Genomic DNA, 25957 nt, shown 5'->3' with positions numbered 1-25957 from the left:
ATGAACGAAAACGAGCAGCCTGCATTCTGGCCCGCCCAGGGGAATCTTCACCAGGGGCGGGTTTTTGTCCTTAAAGAGGATGTGATTTTTACCGTGCTGGCGCAGGAGGGCGGAATCGCCTGGATGCACGCGCGACATCCTCATTCCGGCGGCTCATTTATTATCGCCACCGCGGTCAGCGACGAAGAGGAAGAGCGGGCCACCCGGCTGCTGAAAAACGAGTTTGCGCTGCGTGACGCGCTGCAGGACAGCTGGGCCATTCGCGCCGTCGCATCCACCCAGTACCGGGGGCGCTTCGCGCTGGTGTATGCGCCGTTTGCGTTTGAGCTGCTGGCGCGGCGCGCGGGCAGGGCGATCTCGGGTATCACGCGCTTTATCGAGATGGCGATTCAGATCTGCGTTCCCCTGCGCCAGATGCATCTGCAAAACCTGATCCACGGCGATATCAAGCCCGGCAGTATTTTTGTTCATCACGATGCCACCTGCCGTCTGGGCAGCTTTGGCCTTTCCAGCAGCCTTTCCGATGCCGTCACCCAGACCCGGCTTGCCGTTTCAGGCGGTACGCCCGCCTGGATGTCTCCAGAGCACACCACCCGCACCCAGCGCCCCGTCGACAGCCGCAGCGATCTCTACAGCCTCGGCATGGTGCTGTATGAACTCCTGACCGGACGCCTGCCGTTTGAACTGGGAGAGGACGAGCAGACCAACTGGGCGCACTACCATATTGCCTCGGCGCCGCTGGCCCCGGATGCGATCCGCCCGGACGTGCCGGGAATGCTGTCGACCATCATCCTGAAGCTGCTGGAAAAGAACCCTGATAACCGCTACCAGACGGTCGACGGGCTGATTGCCGACCTCCGACGCTGTCAGGCGACGTTAACCTGCGAGGGCGAGATCGTCGCCTTTACCCCCGGTCAGCAGGATCGCACTCCGGCGATCCATCTGGCGGACTCCCTGTTCGCGACGCATCCGCAGGCGAATGATGTCGTTGCCGCGTTTGAGCGGGTGGGGCAGAGCCTGGTACCGGAGCTGGTGACGATCGGCGGGCCGTCCGGGATCGGCAAATCCTCCATTATCGCGACGGCGCTTAAAACGCTGCAGCAGCGTACGGTGCTGCTGGCGGTGGGCAAAGTCGATCAGTTTTCACCGTCGTTGCCTTACGGCGTATTAAGCTCTGCGTTCCGCGCCCTGACGCTGCACCTGCTGGGGCTGCCCGCAAACGACGTGGCGAAGTGGAAAATCCGCCTGTCTCGCGCCCTGGAGGGACACGAGGCGCTGGCCGTCAGCCTGGTGCCCGAGCTGGGACTGCTGCTTGAGAGCAAGCCGCGCTTCTCGACGGATACGTTTTCCATTGATGCCCGGGCGCGCTTCAGCCATATGGTGCTGGCGCTGGTGAAGACCTTTGCCTCGCAGGGCTGCCCGCTGGTGCTGGTGCTCGACGATCTCCAGTGGAGCGACGCTGCCAGCCTGCACACGCTCAAATATCTGCTGATGAACTGCGGCGCTGTTCCGCTGCTGGTGGTCGCGGCCCACCGGGATATCGGCTCTGTGACCGACGCCTCCCTGCAGGCGCTGCTGGCAGGCCTGCCGGAGGCGGCGCAAAACGCGAGCGAGATTGTTCCGCAGGCGCTTTCCGTGAAAGCGGTGGCGCGCTGGCTGGCGACGGTATTTCGCACCCGCAGCGCGGCGACGGCCGATCTCGCCACGCTGATCCACGAGAAGACCGGGGGTAACCCGCTTTTTGTGCACGAGTTTTTCCGCCGTATCGTTGATGACGGGCTGGTGGTACACAACAAATATCAGGACAAGTGGCATTACGATCTGCAGGCGATCCGCGCCCGGCATTACACCGAAAACGTGGTCACCCTGGTGCTGGAGCAGCTCGAAGAACTGCCCGACGAGACGCGTCGCCTGCTGGGCAGCATCGCCTGCCTTGGCGGCACGGGCGAGATGGAGATGGTCTGCCGCGTGGTCGGCATGTCGATGGCAGAAATGCGCTATGCGCTGCACCCGGCGGTGATGGCCCAGCTCATCGTGCTGACGGAAAAAGCGTATTCCTTCACCCACGACCGGGTACAGGAGGCCGCTTTCGCGCTGCTGGATCGGCATGAGAAAAGCCATATTCACCTGACGACTGCCAGCCTGCTGGCCGACGCCGCGCGCCAGGCGGCCGGGAACGAACTGCTGTTCCGCGCCGTTCACCACGTCACGGCCGCGCTGGACAGCATTCAGCCCGCGCCGCAGCGCCAGATGTTCCGCGAGCTGAGCCTGCTGGCCGCGCGGCGCGCGAAGCGCTCGGGAGATTACCCGTCGGCACTCAGCTATATCCAGACCGCCAGAGCGCTGGGCAACGCCGGGACGGTGTCGGACTTTATGCTCGATATCGAAGAGGCGGGCTGCGAGTTTGCGCTGGGGCACCTGGAGCGGACCCGCGAGCTGTGTGACGCGATCCTCGGCTGCCCCGGCGGGCTGACCGAAAAGGCGCTGGCGGCCAACCTGCTGGTGGAGGTGTACATTCGCCAGTCGGACAGCCGTCTGGCGCTGGAGGCGGCGCTCTGCTGGCTGGGGGTCTTTGGTATTCAGATCGGCCGCTATCCGGAAGATGCCGACTGCGACGAGGCCTGGGCGCTCTTTTGCAACCGCACGGCAGACGCGCCGCAAAACCTGTTTGCCCAGCTGTCGCGGATGGATAACCCTGAAACCGAAGCGGTGATGAACCTGCTCTACAGCGCCAGCATTTGCGCCAGCTTCATCTGCCCGCGCCTGCACTTTTTACTGCTCTGCCGCATGATGCACCTGACCCTCGACCAAGGCATTACCGGCGCGTCCACCACGGCGATGGCCTGGTTTGGCGTGCTGATTGGCCACCGCTACGCCGAGTACCGCCTCGGGTTCCAGTACGGCACGCTGGCCCGCGAGCTGGTGAATCGCCACGGCTACGATGCGTTCGAAGCCAAAACTCTGCTGCCGCTCGACCAGCTCAGCGTCTGGACCCAGCCTTTGTCGTTCACCATCGAGTGCGCGAAAGCCTGCTTTTCCTCAGCGGTGACCCACGGGGATATGACGATGGCCTGCTTTGCGGCCTGCCACCAGGTGATTAACTTCCTCTCGCGGGGCGATCACCTGGACGGGGTGCTGACCAGCATCGATCGCGGCCTGGCGTTTGTGCGTAAAACCCACTTCCAGGACGTGGAGACCATTTTGATGGTTCAGCGCGGGTACGTTGAGTTCCTGCGCACGCCGGTCATCGGCACCTGGACCGCGTCGCAGGTGCTGCCGGAGGCGCTGCTTCCCGCGTCGCCGGAGCAGGCCCCGGAGCAGACCTCCACCATGCTGTTCTGGTACTGGCTCTATCGCGGCATGGCGCACTTTACCTGCGGGGAGTATGCCGACGCGCAGGCGGATCTGGAGATGGCGGGGAGGTACGCGTGGTCTGCGCCGGGGCACATCCATCTGCTGGATTACCATCTTTACAGCGCGCTGGCGCTTTCCCGTCAGCTGATGCCGGAGACCTTCTCGGCGAACCACCGTCGCAGCATTCACGCCCACTATGACAAAATCGCCCTCTGGGCGCGCGTTAATCCCGGCACGTTCGCGGATAAAGAGGCGCTGATCTACGCCGAAATCGTGCGTCTGGACGGGATGAACAGCATTGCGCTTGAGCAGTATGAGAAGGCGGTCCGGCTCTCCCGCGAGGGCGGGTTTAACCCGATCAACGCCCTTGCCCACGAGCTGGCGGGGCGCTTTGCGCTGGCCTGCGGCTATCCGACTGCCTCGGACGCCCACTTCCGCGGCTCTATTGCCGCCTGGGGTCGCGCGGGCGCGCAGGCCAAGGTGCGCCAGCTGGAGCAGGATTTCCCGCACCTGCTGGCCTCCGGGCAGGCCAGCGCCTACGACACGGTGGCGTTCGCCCAGAACGAGACCATCCGCGATCTCCAGAGCGTGATCAAAGCATCCCGCGCGCTGTCGGAAGAGATTAATCTTGAGCGCCTGATCGAAAACCTGATGACTATCCTGCTCGAACGCGCCGGGGCGCAGCGTGGCCTGCTGCTGCGCGTGAGCGATAACCTTATTCCTGAGATCGAGGCCAGCGCCTGGACCAGCACCGAGGGCGTGCGGGTGCGGATCCTGAAAGACGTGCCGACGGCGACCGACCTGCCGCTGTCGGTGCTGGCGGCGGTGATCCGCACCGGGCAGGAGATCCGCACCGGCAGGCCGGAGGAGTTCCATCCCTTCAGCCAGGACCCTTATCTTGTGACCTCGGGGGCGGCGGTTATGTGCGTTCCGATGTTCAAACAGGCGCGGCTGGTGGGCGTGCTCTATCTCGAAAACCGCCTGATGCCGGAGGTCTTCACCGCCGAGCACTCGCGCGTGGTGAGCCTGCTGGGCGCGCAGGCAGCGGTATCCCTGGAGACGGCGCGGCTGTACGCCGAGCTGCTGGCGGAGAACATCCAGCGCCGCCGGGTGGAGAAAGAGCTGCGATCCAGCAAGACCTCGCTGATGCTGGGCGAGCAGATCAGCCACACCGGCAGCTGGCGCTGGGAACTGGAGCAGGATCTGATGTATGTCTCGGAAGAGTACGCCCGCATTCTCGGCCTGCCCGAGCAGCAAAAGATGATCTCCATGGTGGAGTTTTTGACCTTCGTCCATGAGGACGATTACGCCCGCATCAGCGCCATCGTCACCCAAAGCGTGCGCGAAGGTCTCTCCATGCGCGCGGAGTTTCGCGTCAAGCGTCCCGATGGCTCGACGCGCTACATCCTCGGAATTGGCGATCCGGTGGGCGTGGGCAGCGAGGTGAACGAGTACTACGGCATCATCACCGATATCACCAGCCAGCGCGCCGCGGAGGATGCCATGCGGGTGGCGCAGGCGGATCTGGCTCGGGTGTCCCGGGCCACCACCGTCGGACAGCTGACCTCCTCCATCGCCCACGAGATCAACCAGCCGCTGATGTCGATCGTCTCGAACGCCGGAGCGAGCCTGCGCTGGCTCAGCCGCGAGCCCGCCCGGCTGGATAAAGTGCGGGAAGGGCTGGAGGAGATCGCCGCGGAAGGCGCGCGGGCGGGGGAGATCATTCGCAGCATTCAGTCCCTGACGCGCAAGCAGGATCCCACCTTCTCGCGCATCGATCTGCACTATCTGATCCACCATATCATCGCGCTTTCGCGCAGCGAGCTGGAGCAGCGACACATAAGCGTTGATTATCTGTTGAACGCCAGCGACAGCTTTATCACCGGCGATAGCGTGCAGATCCAGCAGGTGCTGTTGAATCTGGTGATGAACGCGGTAGAGGCGATGGCCGAGGTGAAGGATCGCGCCTGCACCATTACCCTCAGCACCGCCAACGCGGACGGGAAAGCGATCGTCGAGATTGCCGATACCGGCAGCGGCATTGAGCCCGAGCGGCTGGAGCAGATTTTTGACTCGTTCTATTCCACCAAGCCACAGGGAATGGGGATGGGGCTGACTATCAGCGCCAGCATCATCGAGCGCCACTGCGGGAAGCTGAGCGCGCGCCGCCGGGAGCCGTACGGCACTGTGTTTGCGTTTGCGCTGCCGCTGGCGGCGCAGGAAGGGTAAACGTTACTCCGCAGGCTGGCTTTTGGTCAGGCGCTCAACGGCCCTGACCAGCTCTGCCACAGAGCGCACCTGCATTTTCTCCATCACGCGGCGGCGGTGCACCTTCACCGTGATCTCGCTAACGCCCAGCTCGGCGGCAATTTGCTTGTTCAGCATGCCGCTTATCGCCAGCGTCAGCACCTCGTGTTCGCGCGGGGTGAGGGACATATGGCGCTGCTTCAGGGCGTAGTGCTCTTTATTGCGCACGGCGTTGTGTTCCGCCAGCTGAAGCGCGGATTCAATGGCGTCGATAAGCGCGTTAGATTCGACGGGCTTGGTGAGGAATTCGTACGCGCCGCCTTTAATGGCGCGCACCGACATCGGGATGGTGCCGTGGCCGGTGAGAAAAATAATCGGGATCTCGCGCCCGCTATCCTTAAGGGCGTCAGCCACCTCAAAACCCGAGATGGTAGGCATTTGCATATCAAGCACCACGCACGACGGGAGCTCTTCAAAGCGGTACTGAAGAAACGCTTCTGCCGATGAAAAGCCGACGGCGTTTAGGTCTGCCGATTCCAGCAGCCCAATCACGGACTGCCTGACTGCGTCATCGTCATCTACAACATACACAATGTGTTCCATTCACCGCCCCGGTGCTGATTGACATGTCGAGGATGCAAACAGTCACTACGGCGACGTAAGAGACTGTTTATGCTGACTTTCATCTTAACACATTAACTATCATTATCATTTAACAATATGATAACCGTATGAAGTATAGCGAGCCGGGGCGGGAGTGGTGAAGGAACGAAACGCGTGCAACATGGGCAGTATGCCTCAGCGCCCTCGTTATTTGTCGGTGAGGACTTTGATCGGTAAAACAGGCTACACTCTGGTTTTGAGCGCTAAATGCTGAGGACATAACAATGCACTACACACTGAAAGAGAGCGACAAGGATAAAGCTGAAGGGTCAAACGGCGCGGGCGCTCTGCAGCAAAAACTGCTGGAGTCTCGTTCGATTGTGATCTCCGGTGAGATCAATCAGGAGCTGGCGCAGAAAGTGATCACCCAGATGATCCTGCTGCAAAGCGTCAGCAACGATCCGATCAAGCTGTACATCAACAGCCAGGGCGGCCACGTGGAAGCGGGCGACACCATTCACGACTTCATCAAATTCATTCGCCCGGAAGTGCACGTTATCGGCACCGGCTGGGTGGCGAGCGCCGGGATAACCATCTTCCTGGCAGCGAAAAAAGAGCACCGCTACTCGCTGCCGAATACCCGCTTTATGATCCACCAGCCGCTGGGCGGCGTGCGCGGTCAGGCAACGGATATTGAGATCGAAGCGCGCGAGATCATCCGCATGCTGGATCGCGTGAACAAGCTGATCGCTGACGCCACCGGCCAGCCGCTGGAAAAAGTGAAAAAAGACACCGACCGCAACTTCTGGATGTCTCCGGCAGAAGCGCTGGACTACGGCATCGTGGGCAAGCTGATCACCCATTATGACGAGCTGAAGCTGGATTAAGGTTTTATCGCCGTGTACGTGTCGGGTGGCGGCTTCGCCTTACCCGACCTACGCCGGACCTATCGTACCTCGAACACCACCACCATCCAGTTCGTTCGCGTGCCTGGCGGAAACGCCGGGTAAGGATCGAGCCGTGTGCATGCCCCCGCCCAGATGTATGTATCCTCACCAATGCGATACCAGTGCGCGTTGCCTTCCACCGCATCCCCCATCACCGCAGCCTGCACCGTCAGTTGGCTTCCCGCAGAGAGTTCACACGCCACGGGCGAGAATACCGAGGGGCTCTGTTTACGCGTGTAGACCGCTGTTGTGGTCTTAACAGAGCCAGTGACCGGCAGTTCAGTGAAATCGCTCATTTTAGACCTCATGACAGTTCTCTCTTAACGTAACGATATAAGCCGCTGTAAATATGGCGATCACGATAAAGCGTGAAACTGTCAGAATGTGTCATGCGGAAGTCTGAAAGGCACCCGTTGAGCGGGTGCCTGGAGGGTTACTTAATTCTGGGCTGCGATGCTGATAAGTTCGTAGATTTTTTTTGCCCCGGCATTTGATTGAGTCAGTTCAATATTATGTTTCTGGCCATTCTTCATATGCAGGACAATTTTTTTATTAATGGATCCTTTTATGACTACGCTACTGACTTCTCTGAAGCGGGCGTAGAAAGTTTCATACAATTTTCCCAACACGCAATAAACACCGTCATCAGTTAATACCACACCATGATCCCCTTGGCCGAAAACCGTTTCGTCGTAGTAGAACAGGATCGCATCTTCCGTGAGAGGAGGCAGCGATTGACGATGACTTGCCGCCTGGACGAAATTGCTTATTTTTTTCGCGTTGAGATTGTCGTAGCGGTAAAAATTGTGGTCTTTGTTCGTCGCATACTGTGTTAATTCACCCCCGGCTGGTTTGTGCTCCAGCGCTGGCAAGGTTTGCTGTGGCTGTTGTGGTGTTGTTATCGTTGCCTCCGATACGGAACCAACCATAGAGGCACCAACAGCTCCCATCCCCGGAAGTGTCTGTGAGGTCACGCTATGTTGAATGGTGGTAACAGTTCGGGTGTAAGCGTTGACATGGCTCCCGCCTCGCATATGCGATGATACGTTTTGCGGGGTTTTGACCACGGTCTGCACCGGGGTCAGCACGGTTCTGAATGCCGCGCGTAGGGATGCCACAATCGAGACGATCAGAAGTGCGATAAGTGGGACCGAAAGCCACATAATTGAAAAATAGAAAATACTTTGCTTAGTGTTGGTTGCCAGCTGCGTTAACCTGGAACAATAAAGCCCTGCAGTTATCACGTACACGACACCACAAGCGATAGTGGCAGCCATGTTGCTCTCCCCGTCCATTGCCATTTCCTGGATAACGGGAAAGAGCAAACATCCATAGAGAACAGCGCTAAAGAGCGCATCGGGAAGTAATGTTTTTATCGTCTCAAAGGCTTTTGCAATATTGTAGAAGATCCACATAAGTAACAATATCCAGCCAATGACAGGAATAGCTGCGGCGATAGCCATAAGTATCATGCTGACGATCATACTGCCAAGAATATTGCCTAAATGCCCTTCCGAAATAAGATACCAGATAAAATACAGGAAGGAACCGGCGAGAACGGCCGGGAAGGCGACCACAACGCTTGCAGGTATAAAGAAAACGAACCCGCCAAAGATAAGTAATAACAAAAAGCAAAGGCCAGGCCCATTATTGTCAGGTGTTGAGTTTGCTTCAGCGTCTATAGACATATTAGTGATCTGCCTGCGGGTTAATGATAGGGAATGGAATAAATGGCCTTGGTGTAAGCAAACTGAGAGGTAAAGGCTGTTTGGTCTTTCCGTTAACTAACGCCAGTGACGTCAGGCGCAGCGTGAGATTGCTTTCGCAATAATGCTCGCCTTCGGCGAAAGCCGTCTGGTATCGCGTGGCATCAGAATCGCCGAATGGCTCTACCTGCAAAGTATCATGAGCTACAAGGTTATTTTTTGCATCAACGAGGTCAAAGCCTATCTCTAACGAACCGACGCTTTCCATGCCACTGTCCAGCGTGAAAGTGGCGCTGCACATCCCTTGATTTGCCCAGACGGTGTTTGAGTGCCAGATCTCAATCGCATGAGATGGAGCAGCGAATAAAAGACATGCGAATACTGTGCTACAGTGTAAGTAACGGCTCATCATATTTTACCATCCTGAAAATGATGTATTAATCAACATAACCGTATGTTGCATCATCACCGGTGTCCGCTTCTTTTACGAGGCCTTGACCGCGATATTCATTAGGTAAAAACCCCCCATTAGTGCACTCTTTTTTCATGATGAGCTTTTGGTCTTTATATACTTTCAGGCCGGTATAATCCCATCCTTTTCCCGTACCGCTATAAACAACATAGCTGTAGTTGCCATTGATGAAACGATAATAATAAGCGCCTCCACCCGAGAACGTCATTTCACCCAGGCGAACCTGCGTTTTGTCTCCCTCATTTTGGGGGAGAGTCATTTCTACTTTTTCAAGTGAGCCGTAATAATAAGTAGGAACATCGTGATCCAGACGGACGATAACGTATTTTCCGTTCGTGAGTTCGCAGTTGAAAATAAGCTCAGGCTCAGGCGGTGCAGCATGAACGCTTGGAATTGTCGCCAGAAGTGTCAATAATCCAGCAGAGAGTAATTGAGATTTCAACGTTATTTTTCCTTAGCAGGTAAAGCAGCCGGTAACCCGGCTGCTATTTTATTATTGTGAAGCCAGTGTTTCTTGTAATTCATTCAGCTGTCCCTGCAGCTTCTGCAGTTCCATCTGTTTTTGCAATTCGGAAGCGCTTGGTTTGTTTTGCGCCTCCTTCATACTTTTTTCAAGGTCTGCAACTTGCTTTTGAGCATCAGCCCGGCCAGCTGTTTTTTTCTTCAACTGGGCGAGCAGATTGTTCATCGACTTTTGCAGTTCTTGCTGCGATTTTTGTTTACTGACTACGTTGGCATTGCTCAGTGCTTTCTCTTTTTCAATCGCATCGTTCACCGCTTTGAACTCTTTATTCAGTTCCTGATCGTATTGCAGCGTTTTTTGTTTATCTTCAACGCGCTTATCCCAGGTGCCGGAGTAGTTGCAGTTAAATTTGGTAATAATGCTGACATCACCGGTTGTCGGGTCACAATCTCGCGCGTTAGTGGCACAGCCGGCTAATATGAGGGCGCTGAGTGCAAGAAAAATATAACGCATTGCTATTCCCCTCAACCGACTTTCAGCGCGGTGCGCTGGGTATAGAGGCTATCGAGCTCGCCCTGCAGAGAGCCAATTTTGTCGCGCATCAACGCAATCTCGCTATCCAGATTTTGGGTATCACTGCCGGATTTGCTCATGTCTGCAGAAACGTCCTGCCACTGCTTCTCATGTTTTTTCATGTCGGTGATGGTGCCACGAAGGTAAGCAATGTTGGCATCCACTCCTTTAATTTGCTTCTGTACGGCGTCTTTTTTCACCGTGTTTGCAGCCATATCTTTTTCTATTTGAGCGAGGGTCTTTTTATCAGAGTCGATAACCGATTTTGCAACGCTGGTTGCGTTCTGAATGCGTTTGTTTTCGGCTTCAACATCCTTAATCGTTGCGTTTAACTGCAGCTCTTTGGAGGCGTATTTTTTGCGCTGATTATCCAGATAGGCGTTAGCCCCCATACCCACACCGCAACCGGCGATAGCGGCGGCGGCCATACATACTGCTTTGTTGCTGGAGTTACTGACAGCGCAGGCCAGTGCGCCGATTACCGCGCCCCCAGCACAGGCCTGCCAGCCTGATTTATTGAAAAACTCAACATCCTGATTATTGGCAAGGCGCGGGTCGACGCCGCCACTACTTCCCGTACTGCCATTCTGGCACCCCGCCAGAAATACCATCATTCCTGCTATCACCGCTGTGCGAATAACCTTTAACATTCCATTCTCCTGAACTATTTAATTATTTTTTTTACATGAATTAAGCCACGCCTCGCGCGCAACTTTTCCATCTTTCCAGTACCCTTGAAGGTTCTTCCAGTAGGTATCGAGATAACCGTTAAGGTTGGTTTTTCCGCGTGCAGCCATCTGTTGCAACACGACAGCGACCTGCGGTTCGATGAGGGGTTTGTCATAGGTTGTGCCCATGTCTACCAGAGTGTCAGCATAATAACTGCTAATAAAATCAAGGGCTTTTTGATGTTGACCAAGCTGTTCCTGACGGCGGGAGCAATTAGCATCAAGCTGGCTGCCAGCGGCACAGGTTTTGGTAAAGAGCTGGTTGAGACGATCGTAAAACTCGCCGTCATCTTTCATTTTTGTGCACAAAAAGGCGCCCAACTGTAACGATGTGCGTATTGCCTGATCCCGTTGTTCATCCCGAAGCTGGCTATTTGCGCGCAGCTCACCGCGCAGTTGCTCAAGTTGTTTCTTCAGTGCGTCATCCTGGACTTTTGCCGAGATAGCATTCAGGTTTTTTAGCGAATCATCAGCTTTGCCTGCAGGTGTCTCCTTTTTACCCGTGCCTAATGATTGCCACTCTTTTTCAATCTCTTTCACCCGCTCGCGTGATGTCAGGGTTGTGGAAACTAAAACCAGACGAACACCGGTGCTTTTGGTTGTATTCTCGCCCGCATTGGCATAGTACGGCTCCTCTCCACGCAGTGAACTGCGGATATCCGCCTGAGGAGTCATATAACTGCCCCCCCGAACGACATAGCCCCCAGCCTTACCATGCAGGCGATCGAGCTTGTTCAGGCGGAACGGGTCAAACATCATCTCTGCTGCGTTGCCCAGTATGTCGTGCAATCCGAGCGGGTTAGGTTTCAGCAGGCCGGTAAGCTGAAGTTTTCCATTTGCAGACTGTGCCCCCGCAAACCAGACATAACCATTTAATCCTTCAGGCATGGGGAAGTGGCGATCGCGGAACTCTGCGGGGGAAACCGCGAGCCCGCCGCGTGCGGCAAACTCCCACTCGGTTTCTGTCGGAAGCCGTAAAAATCCCGCCTGACCATCATCTTCAGGCAGTGCAGAAATTTTTTCTTTTCGTAACCACAGGTTGTATTGATTTGCGAATACCATGGCATCCATCCAGCCAATACTCACCTTCGGTAAACGTCCTTTCATATCCGTCGTCGGGCATTCCCCAGAAAGCGCGCGATACTGCAGGTCGCTCAGTTCATATTTGGCCATCAGGTAATAACGGCCCTTACCACCCTTCTCCGGGAAACTGCCTGCAATGTGTTCCTGGCGAGATTGTTCAACGTATCCCCAGTCGTCGCCTTCTTGCCCCAGCGTGATGTTGTAATCTTCCAGCGGTTTATTCAGCGGGATAGCGACTTTGCGAAATGCCATGGCACCGTCGCACGGCATAGGCAATATCACGTCATCGGCCAGAGGTTTTGGGTTCCAGAACTTTTCATCCCAGGTGGCATTAGCCGCGCAGGCGTACCCGAGTCCAATGATAGCCAGGCTCATCGCCAGTTTAGATTTCACGTAAACTCTCCGCAGGTTCGATTTTCAGTGCGCGCAGTGCTCCGATAGCGGCCACGCCTAACGCCACGGCAAGGACACAGAGCAATGCTGCTATAAAATGAAGGGGGTCAAGGTGACAGACGAATGCCTGGTCCGGTAAAGAACTGCCCAACACATGGTTGAACAATGCACTGCCCAGCAGGTAGATGATCACACCCAGTCCGTATGAGACGCCGGTCAAACACAGCGCCTGAATAATAATAAAAAGCGTCACAGAGCGACGGCGAAAACCCAGAAGGCGCAGCACGGCCATATCTTTGCGCTTACGATCAATGTTGGCGATGAAGGCACCGACTAACGAGGCGATGCACCCTGATGCAGAGATCCAGGCAATCACGCCAAAGATAATACCCAGCACTCGGTCGATGGCACGCACAGACTCAATTTGAGCTGACTGAGTGATAGCCTCAATGTTTTGCGTCTCCAGCCACCGCGCGAGGAGTGAAACGTCATCTATCGAACTGGCATAGATACGTGCCCTTGAATAGCGGGTTCTCTCTCTGAACGGCTTGCCATCGCTGACCCCCAGCAAGGGAACCTGAAAGCCATCGCGGTAGTCTTCCAGAGCAACAAGCAAAGGCAATGTAATAAAGGCACCTTGACGTGAAAATTTTGCGTCATCCAGCACGCCGGTAACGGTTAAAGCGAACGTGGCGCGTTGGTTTTTCCCTTCGCTTTTTCGGCTCACCATCAGGCGCAGGATATCTCCTGTCTGCACGCCAAGGCGGCGTGCCGCACTGGCGCTGAGTACGGTATCGCTGTCTTTGACCGGTGCTCTGACATCCTGCAAAAGAGGATCGCCTTTGGCCGTCGGGATCACTTCAGCACCCGGGACAAAGTGTTGCCCGTCTCGGACCAGATCGGCCTGAGTGTTCAGCGAACGAGTCAACGGAATCGAAAATCCGACTTCTGAACGGCGGGCGAGCTTATCAAGCCAGGCAAAATCATAATTACCATTACCCGTCATACGTACTTCCCGGGTGCGAGGGTCGTCGAGAAGCTGATGGCGAAGCTGGCTGACAATGCCATTCTTCAAGCCGAACAGCAGCAATAACGGTGCGATAACGGCAATCAAAGAGAAGATGATGCACAGCGCGACCTTGCGATCGTGAATGAGATCGCGCAGAGCCATACGGCACAGCAGGGTGCCTGACGCTGGCATATCAGCTGGGTAAGAAGACACTTTTTCCCTCTCCGGTCACGGCCTGATATCGGTCAATCCCAAAATGCGTCACGCGCTGCCAGTCGTGGCTCACAATGATGGCTGCCATATCCAGTGAGCGCACCAAACCGATCATCAGGTCAAACAGCCGGTCTGCATTATCAGGATCCAGCGCCGCAGTCGGTTCATCGGCAAGGAGTAAGCGTGGCTGGTGGGCAATCGCACGGATGAAGGCAACGCGCTGGCGCTCGCCGATAGAAAGCCGGGAAGGCATTCTTGTCAGCAGCGGCCGCACGCCCAGGGTGTCGATGGCCTTATCGAGCCAGGCTGACTGTAGGCCAAGTCCTGCCAGCCTGCGAACCAGAGTGATGTTTTCTATCACGGGTAACCAGGGCAACAAGCCGCCGTGCTGTAGCATAAACCCAAGCTCGCGTGCGCGAAGCGCGGCCAGGGCAGGCTCGTTTTCAGCCATGAGCGGTATTGAAATATCGCGACCGGCGAGCCGGTACTCGGCAAGATGCGCTGGGCGGAGGATCGCCCCTATCATCTCCAGAAGCGTGCTTTTACCGCACCCGCTAGGCCCGGTTAGAGCGACCACCTCTCCCTTTTTCAACGAGAGGTGCGGGAGGGCGACGCTATAGCCATGCGTCCCGCCCCGGCTGATCTCCATATCGCGGATCCTCAACATCAGGGCAGGTTCTCCAGAGGTACCGGATAAACGTTATCGCGTGGGTCGCTATCGGGCGCTAATGCCACCCAACGGTCTACATCCTGGTTGTAGCGTTGATAGTAATTAAGCTTGGTGTTCAGCCTGCGGATAAAACGCTCCTGCTCAAGGCCATCCCAGCTTTTCCAGGTTTCTTCATCCAGGCTCAATACTTCACTGAGGTAAGGTAAGCTCTCGATATATTCACCGAGCAGTCCCATCTCTCCGAGGCGGGTCGCATTTTTCCCTTTCGCCTGGTTTGGATCGTTGCCCATGGTTGCCGCCAGAGAACGCAGACTGGCAAACATGTCATCCGGAGAAATCATCCCCTCATTGGCGGCATTGACGATCTTCTTCATGACATCGCTCAGATCGCTGAGCTCGCTTTTCGTGAGCAGTACGCGCACCTCGGTCGCCGGGATGTTTTGGTCAATCAGATCGCGGTCGCTTATCCATGACTTGAATACCGGTGGTGCCGTGGTGCCTTGCTTTTCACCCAGATAGGCAAGACGCATTGCCTTACTTAACTTGTCGGCATCACTGAGCAGGGGATCTTCTTTCTTACCGGCATATTTAGGGCTTGCCCCCAGCGCGCTCCCCGCCGTTTCTTCGCCGCTCCAGGCTGTTTTAATCTGGCCGGTAATGGCATTCGCCAGCTTATCGACCATACTACCGAAGCTATTTACATCACCTGAATCAATAGGATAGTAGAGCGGTTTGTGCAGGAATGGATTTAACGTCAGCTCCTGATACTGGGCTTCAGCAGAACTGTGATTTTTCTTACCATCAGAGGTTTTCAGATGTAACGCATACAGCGCAACGCCACGATAGGCGGCTTCCTGACGCACCTGGGCGGCATCCAGATGGGTTGACGAGAGCTTATCTGTGCCATCAAGCGCGCCTGCGTCAGTAATCAGTACAACGTAGCGGGCGCCAAACTGCGTCCAGTCCACTTTGTCCAGCGCTGTCATGACCCCGCCGTAAGCATCTTCATCAACCTTGCTGCTGGAAACGGTAGCCTGCTTCAGGTCATGTACTTTAGCGAGGAAGTCTTTACCATCTTTAACGGTATTGGGGTCGACATACATCTTGCTGTCGTATTCAAGACCCGGAACCGCTTTCACGCTGGAGCGAAAAGCTACCAGGCCAAACTTGACCTGATCCTGTAAGTGTTCCTTCTCGATCCTCTTGTAGATCTTATCGATCGCCTCTTTGGTGCGATCGATATACGGCCCCATCGAGATGGTGGAGTCGATCACAAAGACAACCGAGGCGGAGAACCCTTTCATCATGTTCTTTTCATCAGCAGCGGACGCGGCCTTTTTTGCGGGCGACTTTTCGCTGACGGAGGCAACGTTGAGTACACGTACCTGGAAGCCGGTATCGGTAAACACATCATCTGAGCCAAGAACAGGTAAGAGATAAAAGTTTTTTAACTGATCCACCATGTAATCAGGCTCGCGTGCCAGAACCTGCGGGACCGGTTTATGGCTGCTCAAACTGTTGAGCATTGGTTGCAATGTTGCCGCAGGGTTTTTGCTGTTCAGAAGAGACTCAACGTCGGATTTCTCTTTAAAGAACAGCATCGGGTGACGGCCAGCAGGATTGGTAAACGCCAGCGTCAGCTGCATTTTCCAGTCAACGGTGCAGGAGGATTTCATCCAGCCAGCGGTATGACCAAAGCTGTCCGGCCCAACCTGCAGCCACGTGTCCTGACCCTGCGTTGTCCTTTGGTAAACATAGAATCGACTAAAGGCCGGCTGCTCTTTACCTGCTTCACCTGCTTTGGCGGACAGCTGGCAGCCTGGGTAAGTCAGTACCCGCTGGAATAACGCATGTTTACCTTCCTGCAAAAGCGGCTGTTTACCCGCGGCACAGGCGGGGGATGCCAGCGTTGCGGCACACACCAGGCTACTGAACCAATGCATGTATTTCATTATTTATCCTATTTCTTCAGCTCAGCTAAACGGGCTTTGGCCTCGTTATTCTGCGGATCCTGATTTACAACCGACTCATACCAATACGCCGCTGTCTCTGCGTCAGGATTGAAGCATCCCCCAGGTTTTGCGGTTTTAGGGTCATATTCTTGTGCATAACGAACGGCCATCTGCGTATCGCCGGACTGGGCTTTATAGGCGTAAAGGCGCTGAGCGATATCGCAATGTTTTGCCGCTTTCGCTTTTGCGATGACTTCCAGCAGTTGTGCACTACTTGGCTGGCTACGCAGGCACCCTTTAACGAACGCCATTTCATTGCCGCTCGCCATTTGTTCATCACCACACGGCCCGGTAGTTTTCGCGACGGGTGTGGGGGGTGCCGCTGGAATTGCAGGCTCTGGCTTACGGGTAAACCACCACCCAGCAGCGGCCAGCAGGAGCAATAGAATGGCTAATCCTGCAAATAACGGCAGCTTGCTTTTCGGCTTCTGCGGCAGTTGAGATACAGGCTTTTCTGCGACAGGTTCTAAAACGACAGGTTCCGGTTCTTGAACGGACATCGGCTGCACGATGGGGGTATCATTCAGCGTCTGTATATTTTCCGGAAGTGGGTTTTCACCACCGGCCTGGGAGCTAAGTAGCCCTTCAGCGATGGTCAGAATCCCCATATCCTTATTACTTCCATCTTTGATGGTGATGCGATAGGCCGCCTGGCGGTTAGCGAGTAGTGGATCGATCAGAGAAGGGCCGACCTGAACGCAGGGCGTCTCCTCATTTTGTATCAGTGGAGGGAGGGCGAGGAAAATCTCGCCACTGACCCAATCACCGTGGCTGTCCAGATACAGGCGATCCTGATTACGTACTACCGAGATTGTGACCCCCTCGGCATCGCCTTTCCAGCCTTTCAACAAGAGTAATGCGAATCCTGGTTGTATAGGGGTCAGCGTCTTAAGTTCAGGTTTGATCACGTCCAGTTACTCCTTTGCCGATTTAATCTGGCGGAGAATGACGCCCAGATTTTCGTTCTGCGCGACGCTAATCTCGCGTCCGGCAGAATGACCTGCGTTTTCGGTAATGAGTGCTTCCAGGCCAACCAGCCAGTCGATGATAAAGAAGGCACTGTAGTTCAGCTGTTGCGGCGTCAGGCGTGCCAGGCGTTCATCACCTTTCCAGACCACACTGTCGCACGTTGGTGGACGGGTAAAGATCGGCTGTTCGGGCTGGTTGAGACGGGCCGGGCGTTTCGATTCCGGCATATTTTGATAGCCCAGCCAGGTGATGAAATCGCTCATCACGTGAAGCACGCGTGAAACCTGACGCTCGACCATACGTTCACGACGAACGCCAGCCTGCTCGGTATTTTTCATTGCATTGACCAGCGCGTCCTCGACACGTGAACGCAATAACCCCGTGATCAATTCGTCTACCAGCGCTTCGGCAATCGGGCGCGGAAGACTGATGTAGTTGAGCATGGCGGCGGTTTCAGGCAGGCCGCGCAGATGGTTAATCCAGAGCTGAACGCTCTGGTGCGCGAAAGCGACCTCATGGCTGTGCGTCGTCACCGCAGTTGCGCTGCTTTCGAAAGCATCTTCCACACCGATATCAAAGAATCCTGCATCTTCTTCTGCTTCAGGCGCAGACAGGGTCGTTTGCTGCATGTAAAGTGCATGGAGATCGCGGCGTGCCGGAACCAACCGCGCCAGCAGTTCGCCGTGCATGCCGCTGCGTTTTTTCAGGGTGGCAAGGATCTCTTGCGCAATTCGGGATTTTCTGGACAGCTCTTCTTCGCCGTCCGGTTGGTACCAGTTCCCCAGTCCCCCTTCGACCAGTTCGTGGCGGATCTCGTCGAGCTGTTCTGCGATCCGCTCCAGTTTCAGTTCAGGGCGGGCGACGCGGGCCAGATAATCGGCCATTCGGCGCATACCACCGTCGTTGAGGGTGAGCATCGCATCCCAGGCTTCAGCAGGGTTCGCGATGTAGCGAGCGACAGCTTCATCTTCAAGGAAGGTTTTCCGCATCAGTGCAAGCTGCCCGCCATTGTCGTCGTTGAAAGCCGCTTCACTACCTGCGTTCATGCGGATAAAGGGCGTTTGCTGGCGCGGTTTGCGCACCAGGAACGTGTTATTGAACGCCTGACCCTGGCTCCATTCCTGCATCCATTTGTACTGGCCAAAACGCTCGGTCATCGCCATTTTGATCATCCCGCCAAGCCCCCAGGACTGGCGAAGAAGTGCTTCGTCATGGGAAAGGTTTTGGCTAATGCGCAGATCAAACATGGTTAATGCCCAGACAAGGCCAGGTAAGCGACGACCACGCGCGTCGGCATCGGCGCCCTGGGTGTAACGGATCCACTCGTCCAGCACGCCGCCCACTTCTTTGACATCAGACTGTTTTGTTGAGGCCGTACACACCACCAGGACATTCATCTCCTGGTTTTCGGTATAACGTTCAAAAAGATAGGCCACTTTTCCGCGCAAAATTAACTGCGCTAGCGGGTTGCTCTCTGCATTTTTAACCTCGCGGGTGACATCACCCATGGACTCCACCGCCAGACGGCCGCGATAACCCGGGAAATCAAGCAAGTCGACGGCTTCGAAGATTGTTTCGCGAGGCGGAGCCATTAACGGGATATGCAATTCAACGGTAAGCGCGGTGAGCTCTGCCAGCGATAGCGAAATAGACGCACCCGTTTGCCCATTTACCACAGGACAGACTTCAATAGTCTGATCTGACGGGGTATTCAGCCGCTCCAGCATATCGACGTTCATGATGCTATCCCGTTGGAGAAGCATGCCGTTTTCGTTACGAACCAGCGTGCTCAGTGGGGCACGCAGCTCCTGCACTCCACCGAGACGCTGTAGCGTGTTGGCAAAACGGATATAGGCATTGGTTAGTTCTGGTACTTCGCCCCATAAAACGGAGAAAAGCTGGCCGCGATCTTCAACAGAAAGCCATGGTGCGAGGCTTACTGCCTGTGGCCAGTAGGTCAGGGCAAAACGGCTTTGCGTTTTCTCAGAATGGCGGATGAGGTAATCCCAAAAAGAAACTACGTCATCTTCGGTCACGCCAGGGCTGCGGGAGGTCAGGCGTCGTTTCGACAGGGACGTTAACAGATCGCTGATACGTTTTTCATCGAACTGCCAGTCAAATTTTTCCTGGTTGAAGTCATGGATGAATGCGTTGGCGAGGATCTTCCCCATTTCCACTTCGTTGAAGAGCTGTAACGTGACAGGCCAGCGTTCGTCCGTGCTCTGATCACTGCGGCTAAACCGGGTAACAAGACCCGTCGCCTCTTTGCCGCCGCCAGGCGGGTTGATGTGGGTCAGAAAATCGAGCTGATTGCCGCCGAGGCGTGTTTCCAGCTTTCCGTTTTCACCCGCAGCCAGCGCGGAAATGAGATACGATTTGCCTGCCTGCGACAAGCCAAAGAAGCCGATTGTCATCGGTTTCGCTGCGGCCTGCGCCAGCCTGCGTGCTTTGTTACGGCTGCGGCGCAAGTTCATGGTCAGGCGATCGGCTTCAGTGTTCAGGCGCGGTGCGTCCTGACGAACGCTTGCGATCCAGTCAATGGCCCGGCCTGCACCTTGTTCGACGCCATTCCAGCCCTGGATAATGGTGTTGGGATGAATAGTGCTCATTAGCTTTTAATACTCCCGCTATCCAGCCAGTAATGGGTTTCACTCAGCCCGTTACCGACCATTGTGTTCAACTGGAATGCAACATCTCTACGGCCATAACCGCGCTGTGCGTTTTCCATTTCCATCGAGCCAATCTGGAAGCGCTCCGGACTGACCGGTTCTTCGCTACTACGTCCACGTCCGTGTTCTGCGGTTAAACCGATGCTTATTACAGCATCACCCGACAGCTCGCTTGCCAGGTTCGCACTGGTAATTTTTAGGGTATAAAGTGCGGTCGATGGCCAGCGTTCGTTATCAAGCTGGCGGAAACCGATACGCACTTCCCCCCGTGCTTCAAAGCCTTTCCCTTCGGGTAACTGGAAATCAGCGGAGTCCAAATCAACATCGCGATAGGCGACATTGCTGTCTTTAATCACATTGTTTCCATCAAGCATCCCGACATAGCGGATGGTTGAATAAGGCTTAAAGTTCGCAGTGCGGAAGAAGAAGTTGTTGAGTCTGGATTTCTCCGCTAACAGGCAGAGCATCGCCCCCACAACGGCTGTCGATTTCGGATCGTCAATGCATCCTTTCTTGTTAAACGGATACCAGCCACCGGTTTCATAACCGTGGAGTGGCAGTACGCGAGAAGGGGGAACAGGTTGAAGCTGGCGAATGAGCGCTTGAATTCCCGGCAGGCGAGATGGACGACCGGTTAAAAGTAATACATCGCAGTTGTAGTGCCAAAGCACTTCGCACAACGCGCGCAGGCTGTGGCAAATGTTCATTCGCCCGCTGCGAGGGTCGATAAATTCATTGTGCAGACGCGCAAGATCCAATTCCAGCGGTACATCCAGAATGGAGAACGGTACTTCGCTCGCAAGCTGTCCGGAACGGGCAACGTCGTTTACATAATCCTGTACTTTCTCGGTTGGAAGATTATCGGCAAGTAGCTCACGGAAGGTGTAATTCAGTATCTCCCGCCCATTTTCCGGGGAGTACTCTTCATAGCGATGCAAAATAGATAACGCCAGAGGCGCGAAGATCTGCAATGTAAGCTGCTGACGTAATACCTGTTTTCCGGCTTCGATAGATTCACTACCGAAGAGTTGTGACATCATTGATTCGGCTGCAAGATCGCTGTGGCCGACTTTGGTCATGGCCGCTTTTACTGCTGGCTGGAGGAAAAGCCGTATAACATCCAGCAGTATGTCGTCGCCTGCTACCTTAAACCCTTCACGGAAAAGCTGTTTCGGGGTAATTCGGACGTTAATGCCCTGGCCTTCATCCAGCGTGTAGCGAGAAATGACGAGGTCGGTCGTTCCTCCGCCAATGTCAATCGACGCGATTTTTAATGAGCGTGTATCGCTGGTGTCTTTTTGAGTATCGGGACGGCGAGTAGCTGCAAAAAATTCGTCCGTGCGACCGCCAAAGTAGTTCTGCGTTTCGTTATAGAGATATACCAACTGCCCACAGGTGGCTTCGTCCCACTTCACGTGTACGCCTGGATGGGCGTACTTCAAGCACTGCGGGTCATCGCCTTCATAATCCATCTCTTCCCAGCCGAGCGCTTTCCAGACCATGCGGATAGCGTCATGCATGCTCTCCTCAAAGATAGCGCGCTCAGGCTTTGGCATCGCCGGAGGGACAGTCATAATGACATTTCGTAAACGACGCGGTGTGCTGGCGTGGTTCATCTTCAGCCGCTGTGAAGGGCTGTTGATTTGCATGAGAGCCTGGCTTAATACCTCTGACAACATCATCGTCATCAGCGAGCTACGACTGTATACCGGCGTGAAGACGGGCATACGGTCTTCTTCATTTTTCAGGCGAATGAGCAATTTCCCCTGATCGTTGACCATATACAGCAGCGGTGCTGCAGTGGCTAACGGCTCTCTGTCACTTTTCACGAAGGCCTGGCTAAAGCGCCATCCCGGTGAATAGGGTTGATCGTCCCAGAGGTAGCGTTTAGGGCTGGAGATCCCTGTTGAGCCCTCGGTACCCAGGCGTTGAGCCGCCATTCTGAAGGCTTCTCCGCCGACGCGTCCAATGGTTGGCCATGTGAAGGCATCGCTGCGCCCGCTTTTTAGCGAGAAATCCTGCTTGCCGAATTCGGCCTGGGCAAACTCGAGACGGCTGTCAAAAGGCTCGTTATAAACAAATTGCGGTTGGCTCAAATCGCGGAGCTGAAGCTGATAAAGTTGAGAAAGCCCTTTATTGTCGTCACGATGTTCTTCGATCAGGATGCCGCAGCTACGTGAGTTACCAATGTCCAGCACGAGGTCTACAGGAATCGCTGAGTCCCGGATTTTTACGTCATTGACCTGTACTTCAGGAACGACAATCGTCGTCGCCAGGACATGCAGCAGGTTAAGATAATGCGCCTGATGTTCCTTCTGCAGCAGTTTTTCATCAATGTCATCAATATGTTGGCGTAATACTTCGCGAGCCTGAGTACTGAAAATTTCCCGTAGCCATTCATCCACCCATGGCAGTGAGAGAAACTCCCTCATCTCGTGAGGATGGCGTGCCAGAGCAAATCCCGCACCTGAACGGATATCATCCTCGCCCGGTGCGAGATACTGCGTATTCTCGCGATCCGGGAAAATTTTGGTATCAAAAATCAGAGTAGCGCGCCAGGTATTACCCTTTTCATCCGGCTCAGGCAGCTCATGGAACTGGACGCGTGACCAGTTATAGGGCCCATGAGCAAAGGCTCGTGGCGGGTTGAAGCGGAAAAATGGCAGCGGTAACCAGAGGCCGCGATAGAGGCGTAGCGACTCTTCGGTCGTCAATGTGTAGTCGGAGTCTGCGTAGCGAGGAGGTTCGCTGTCAGGCAGAGGGAGCTGCAGCTTATCTTCCCTCTCATTATAGATAAGCCGCATAATAGCCTCGTCACCCTGTTGACGAAGAAATTCCCCATATTCTTTACGCGTTGGCAGGGTAAAGGCGAAATCAAGGAACTGGATCCCGCTGTCGCGAATAAGTTTGACCTGTTTTTTAAAATCAGTGAGTTCAGCGAGCATTTACTGACTTGCCTCCTGCTTCATCGAAATAGGGAAAAGTGTTTTGGCGTCGTAACGGCCTTTGCAATTCGCAATGTTTTGCGCGCCGGGAGCACACAGAATTTCTGGCATTTGGTAGCGTGAGCCATCGGAGCACTGTGCTTCTCCCTGATTGTTAATGGCGAGATGACCTGACTGAATGGCCGCATTGACCGCGCCACGACAGGTCACACCGTCGCCACGGATCATCTGTACTTCGCCCTTACCGTCATTGATTTGGTAACTCAGACTAAGGGGCTTTCCTGTGCGTTGATCCTGAATACCAGCCCCTGCGTGCCAGTTCCCGTCCAGAAAACGGGTATTTCCTTGTGCCAGTGAAGATGCAGGCAGGGTCAACGGGACTTTAGCACCAGCTGAGGTATTGGCTGATGGCGCTTCGAGAGCAGGTGCTGTTCCGCCGGGATGAGGGCTATTCGTGGCTGACGCAGGATCCACAGCAGATGCCGTTGCTGCTGCGCTTTGTGACGGCGTTTGTAATGCTGATTGCTCTTGTGACGTTGTGAGTGAAGTGCCCGTGGCGCTTAAAATCTCACTGCCCGTTGTCGAATGCAGGTTCGCCTTAGACGTTGTTGTGCTGATGATGGCCCTTGACGACGGCGCAAGAGATTCGGCTGTTGGAAGGTGGGGCGCGGGCAAAGCGGGTACAGAAGATGAAATACCAGGGATCGTTATGCCTGGCATGCAACCCCGTAAGAACAGTAGCGCTAAAAGGAGTAACAGAAGTAGCGGCAGTAGCCAACGCAACCATGCGGGTAAGAGCAACCACCAGCGTCTTTTGGCGGGCCTTTGATGCGTAAAGGTGCGTTCTGGTATCACCGGTTCAATACTTGCTGATTGCGGAGGCAAGGCTGTAGATATTGGACGCAAACAGTCTAGCGGCTCGATGCGGGCCTGGTTAGTGGCGTTCACAAATCCCCAAAAACTGATGACCGGCTTTCCACCTACCAGCCACACGTGCTGCTGATCGGGGAATTGCATCGCTTTTTCAAGTAATTTCCCAAAGAGCCGGCGTTCCGGCTGCTGGCTTTGGGCAAATTCATTACTTATCTGGCGAAACGCTGCATGGGTGGTTTCGAGTTGCGCGAGCGCGGCCTGGCGCTCAGCTTCCGTTGCGGCCGTCCATGGAATAACGTCACCGGCCAGCGGGGCATACCAGTCGATTCGATCGCCATGCTCGCTGATTTGCGGGATGGCTAAAGTGTCAGCAACCGCCGTTTGTTTTCTAAGTCGTAGGGTTTCACGCAGCTGTAATGCGGAAATATATACTGCCTGTCCATTCTCACCCATCGACTGATATTTATCGAGCTTGTCACTGCATAGAAAAATTTCTTTCACGCTGCATGCCTTTGCTGTTAAACGAACAAGTGAAAGCTGGTTCCACTGTGGAAAAGGACGCCGCAAATACGCCTTGTAATCTGCGTCATTTGTTTATAGCAACAAAATATTGAGTATTATCGGCAAGTGGCCGAAAACGTTTAGACCTAAACTAAACTTATTATTGGGACGTGCGCATATCCGATTACCGCAAAAAAAGTTTCGCTGTGAAACTATATTTCTGGCAATGTATTCATTTTCTCTAATGTGTTAGTCACAACCCTGCGGTATATATTCCTTCACGGCGTTGTTCATCATCTTATTAAATTCCTGCGTATTATTGACAGCAAATACCTTTCCACCTGTATTGCTGGCAATACAGTTTCCGGCGCCGGTATTCATGATATCGACAACATTGACCTGTAATCGGGGCTTACGTTTTTTTAGCTCAAGCGCGACATCGCAAGGCGAGCCTCCGCATGTCTCTTCCCCATCCGTCACCAGTAGAATTATGGCATCACGGTCAACGCCATTAACTCGTTTCCCCGCCTCTTCTAACGCCTCTGCCAGAGCGGTTTTACCCACCGGCTGGATTTTATCAATTAACTTTTTTAGCTCAGCGCGTTGTTCCGGCAGGAAAGCCGGAGTTGCGCTCACCTGGTGGCAGTTAGCTGCGGCAATAAGGCTAATGTCCATGTCATTTGGCACGTCATCGATAATGTGTTTAGCGGATTGATGCGCGAGCGTAATGCGGCGAGGTTCACGATCGATACCGGGTACAGGTTTATCCTGCATCCACCGCATTATCTCTTCTGGTGTGGCATCCATGCTCATGGCCATAGAGCCAGAAGCATCAAAAATAATAACCATTTCAGGTGCCTGCTGTTTTGTCCGCTGTGCCGGGCAGAGCATTTTGACCTGATGCTCAGGGGCTGGCTGGACGGGAGAAACGGCAGGAGTGACTACTTTGACAGTCGGCCAGCAGCCGCGCAGGAGAACAAGAGCCAGAAGCAGAGCCAGCGCTAAAAGCCCCAGCCATAACCACCCACGCTTTTTAGGCAGCTGTTCTGCCGGCAACTTAGTTGCCGGCATGATGTCCCAGCCTGTAATCACAGGCTGACCGTCAACGATCCATATTCTTTCTGGTGAGGGCTGTCTGGCTATTTTTGCCAGTAACTGCAGTGTTTCGGGAGAAGTCTGCGCGCTAGTCGAGAGTGTTTGATGAAGTTGAGTGAGTGCCGCCAGCTTTTGTGAGAGGAGTATGGCGATTTTGTCTCGCTCAACGACGTTTAAAGCGTTAAAGCGTTGGGGCTTACCATTTATTTCGCTATACCATTCAACCGCACCATCTTCAGCCTGCTGAGGGCGGGCAAAAAGATTTAGATAAGTTTTAGAAAGGTGTCGGTCAATAAGATTATTTACGACAGAAAACGTTGAAATATATTCTTGTAAGCAATGTTCGCTCTCAACGGTCCTTGTGATTCTAATCATTGCCTTTAATGAGCCAGGTATGCAAAAGAAAATAGCTTAGAGCTAAATATAAAAAAT

At 54.6% G+C, this 25957-nt stretch carries 18 protein-coding genes; 2 read left to right on the top strand and 16 right to left on the bottom strand.

Features of this window, described 5'->3' with window-relative positions:
* On the top strand, positions 1 to 5583 hold the full coding sequence (locus AC4IBF_RS18925) for a trifunctional serine/threonine-protein kinase/ATP-binding protein/sensor histidine kinase (RefSeq protein WP_491463015.1): 5583 nt from the start codon (positions 1 to 3) through the stop codon (positions 5581 to 5583).
* Positions 5584 to 5586: 3 nt separating this feature from the next.
* On the opposite strand, the gene AC4IBF_RS18920 is transcribed toward AC4IBF_RS18925, so the two are convergent.
* A complete protein-coding gene (locus tag AC4IBF_RS18920) occupies positions 5587 to 6204 on the bottom strand; it encodes a response regulator transcription factor (RefSeq protein WP_127729456.1) in 618 nt (205 codons plus the stop codon).
* 284 nt (positions 6205 to 6488) lie between these two features.
* On the opposite strand from AC4IBF_RS18920, the gene AC4IBF_RS18915 reads away from it, so the two are divergent.
* Entirely contained in the window at positions 6489 to 7091 is a 603-nt protein-coding gene (locus AC4IBF_RS18915) for an ATP-dependent Clp protease proteolytic subunit (RefSeq protein WP_008501342.1), read from the top strand.
* Between the two features lie 59 nt (positions 7092 to 7150).
* Here the strand turns inward: AC4IBF_RS18915 and AC4IBF_RS18910 are convergent, their stop codons facing one another.
* The 15 genes from AC4IBF_RS18910 to AC4IBF_RS18840 all read right to left on the bottom strand — a co-directional run bounded on the left by AC4IBF_RS18910 (position 7151) and on the right by AC4IBF_RS18840 (position 25900).
* Entirely contained in the window at positions 7151 to 7447 is a 297-nt protein-coding gene (locus tag AC4IBF_RS18910) for an SH3 domain-containing protein (RefSeq protein WP_491463014.1), read from the bottom strand.
* Positions 7448 to 7588: 141 nt separating this feature from the next.
* Positions 7589 to 8839 (bottom strand): hypothetical protein, encoded by a 1251-nt coding sequence (locus AC4IBF_RS18905; protein ID WP_479974931.1) that lies wholly within the window; start codon positions 8837 to 8839, stop codon positions 7589 to 7591.
* A gap of 1 nt (position 8840) precedes the next feature.
* Positions 8841 to 9269, bottom strand: coding sequence for an IrmA family protein (locus AC4IBF_RS18900; RefSeq protein ID WP_127729460.1), 429 nt, complete (start codon positions 9267 to 9269; stop codon positions 8841 to 8843).
* Between the two features lie 25 nt (positions 9270 to 9294).
* On the bottom strand, positions 9295 to 9771 hold the full coding sequence (locus AC4IBF_RS18895; RefSeq protein WP_205734052.1) for a hypothetical protein: 477 nt from the start codon (positions 9769 to 9771) through the stop codon (positions 9295 to 9297).
* A 51-nt stretch (positions 9772 to 9822) separates the two neighbouring features.
* Positions 9823 to 10305: a hypothetical protein gene (locus AC4IBF_RS18890; RefSeq protein WP_133293702.1), complete on the bottom strand. Its 483-nt coding sequence runs from the start codon at positions 10303 to 10305 to the stop codon at positions 9823 to 9825.
* 11 nt (positions 10306 to 10316) lie between these two features.
* Positions 10317 to 11015 carry a hypothetical protein gene (locus tag AC4IBF_RS18885; RefSeq protein ID WP_133293703.1) on the bottom strand — a complete coding sequence of 233 codons (699 nt, stop codon included), beginning with the start codon at positions 11013 to 11015 and terminating at the stop codon, positions 10317 to 10319.
* An 18-nt stretch (positions 11016 to 11033) separates the two neighbouring features.
* On the bottom strand, positions 11034 to 12569 hold the full coding sequence (locus AC4IBF_RS18880; protein ID WP_143344612.1) for an SUMF1/EgtB/PvdO family nonheme iron enzyme: 1536 nt from the start codon (positions 12567 to 12569) through the stop codon (positions 11034 to 11036).
* A complete protein-coding gene (locus AC4IBF_RS18875; RefSeq protein ID WP_232057367.1) occupies positions 12559 to 13740 on the bottom strand; it encodes an ABC transporter permease in 1182 nt (393 codons plus the stop codon). Before AC4IBF_RS18875 ends, AC4IBF_RS18880 begins: the two co-directional genes overlap by 11 nt.
* 31 nt (positions 13741 to 13771) lie before the next feature.
* Positions 13772 to 14458, bottom strand: a complete 687-nt coding sequence (locus AC4IBF_RS18870) for an ABC transporter ATP-binding protein (RefSeq protein WP_136195670.1) — start codon at positions 14456 to 14458, stop codon at positions 13772 to 13774.
* Positions 14458 to 16413, bottom strand: a complete 1956-nt coding sequence (locus AC4IBF_RS18865) for a vWA domain-containing protein (protein WP_136195669.1) — start codon at positions 16411 to 16413, stop codon at positions 14458 to 14460. Before AC4IBF_RS18865 ends, AC4IBF_RS18870 begins: the two co-directional genes overlap by 1 nt.
* 8 nt (positions 16414 to 16421) lie before the next feature.
* The gene (locus AC4IBF_RS18860) at positions 16422 to 17381 is read right to left on the bottom strand and encodes a hypothetical protein (protein WP_143344613.1); all 960 of its coding nucleotides are present in this window, start codon (positions 17379 to 17381) and stop codon (positions 16422 to 16424) included.
* Between the two features lie 6 nt (positions 17382 to 17387).
* Entirely contained in the window at positions 17388 to 20051 is a 2664-nt protein-coding gene (locus AC4IBF_RS18855; protein WP_133293706.1) for a putative virulence factor, read from the bottom strand.
* The gene (locus AC4IBF_RS18850) at positions 20051 to 23056 is read right to left on the bottom strand and encodes a virulence factor SrfB (RefSeq protein WP_248175318.1); all 3006 of its coding nucleotides are present in this window, start codon (positions 23054 to 23056) and stop codon (positions 20051 to 20053) included. Before AC4IBF_RS18850 ends, AC4IBF_RS18855 begins: the two co-directional genes overlap by 1 nt.
* Complete coding sequence (locus AC4IBF_RS18845) at positions 23057 to 24430, bottom strand: SrfA family protein (RefSeq protein ID WP_133293708.1); 1374 nt, start codon at positions 24428 to 24430, stop codon at positions 23057 to 23059.
* Between the two features lie 249 nt (positions 24431 to 24679).
* The gene (locus tag AC4IBF_RS18840) at positions 24680 to 25900 is read right to left on the bottom strand and encodes a VWA domain-containing protein (RefSeq protein ID WP_127729467.1); all 1221 of its coding nucleotides are present in this window, start codon (positions 25898 to 25900) and stop codon (positions 24680 to 24682) included.
* Positions 25901 to 25957 lie beyond the last annotated feature (57 nt).

Source organism: Enterobacter sp. Taxon_8 (assembly GCF_058354585.1).
Note: the sequence above shows the minus strand (reverse complement) of the source record. Positions and strands in the feature narration are given on the sequence as shown.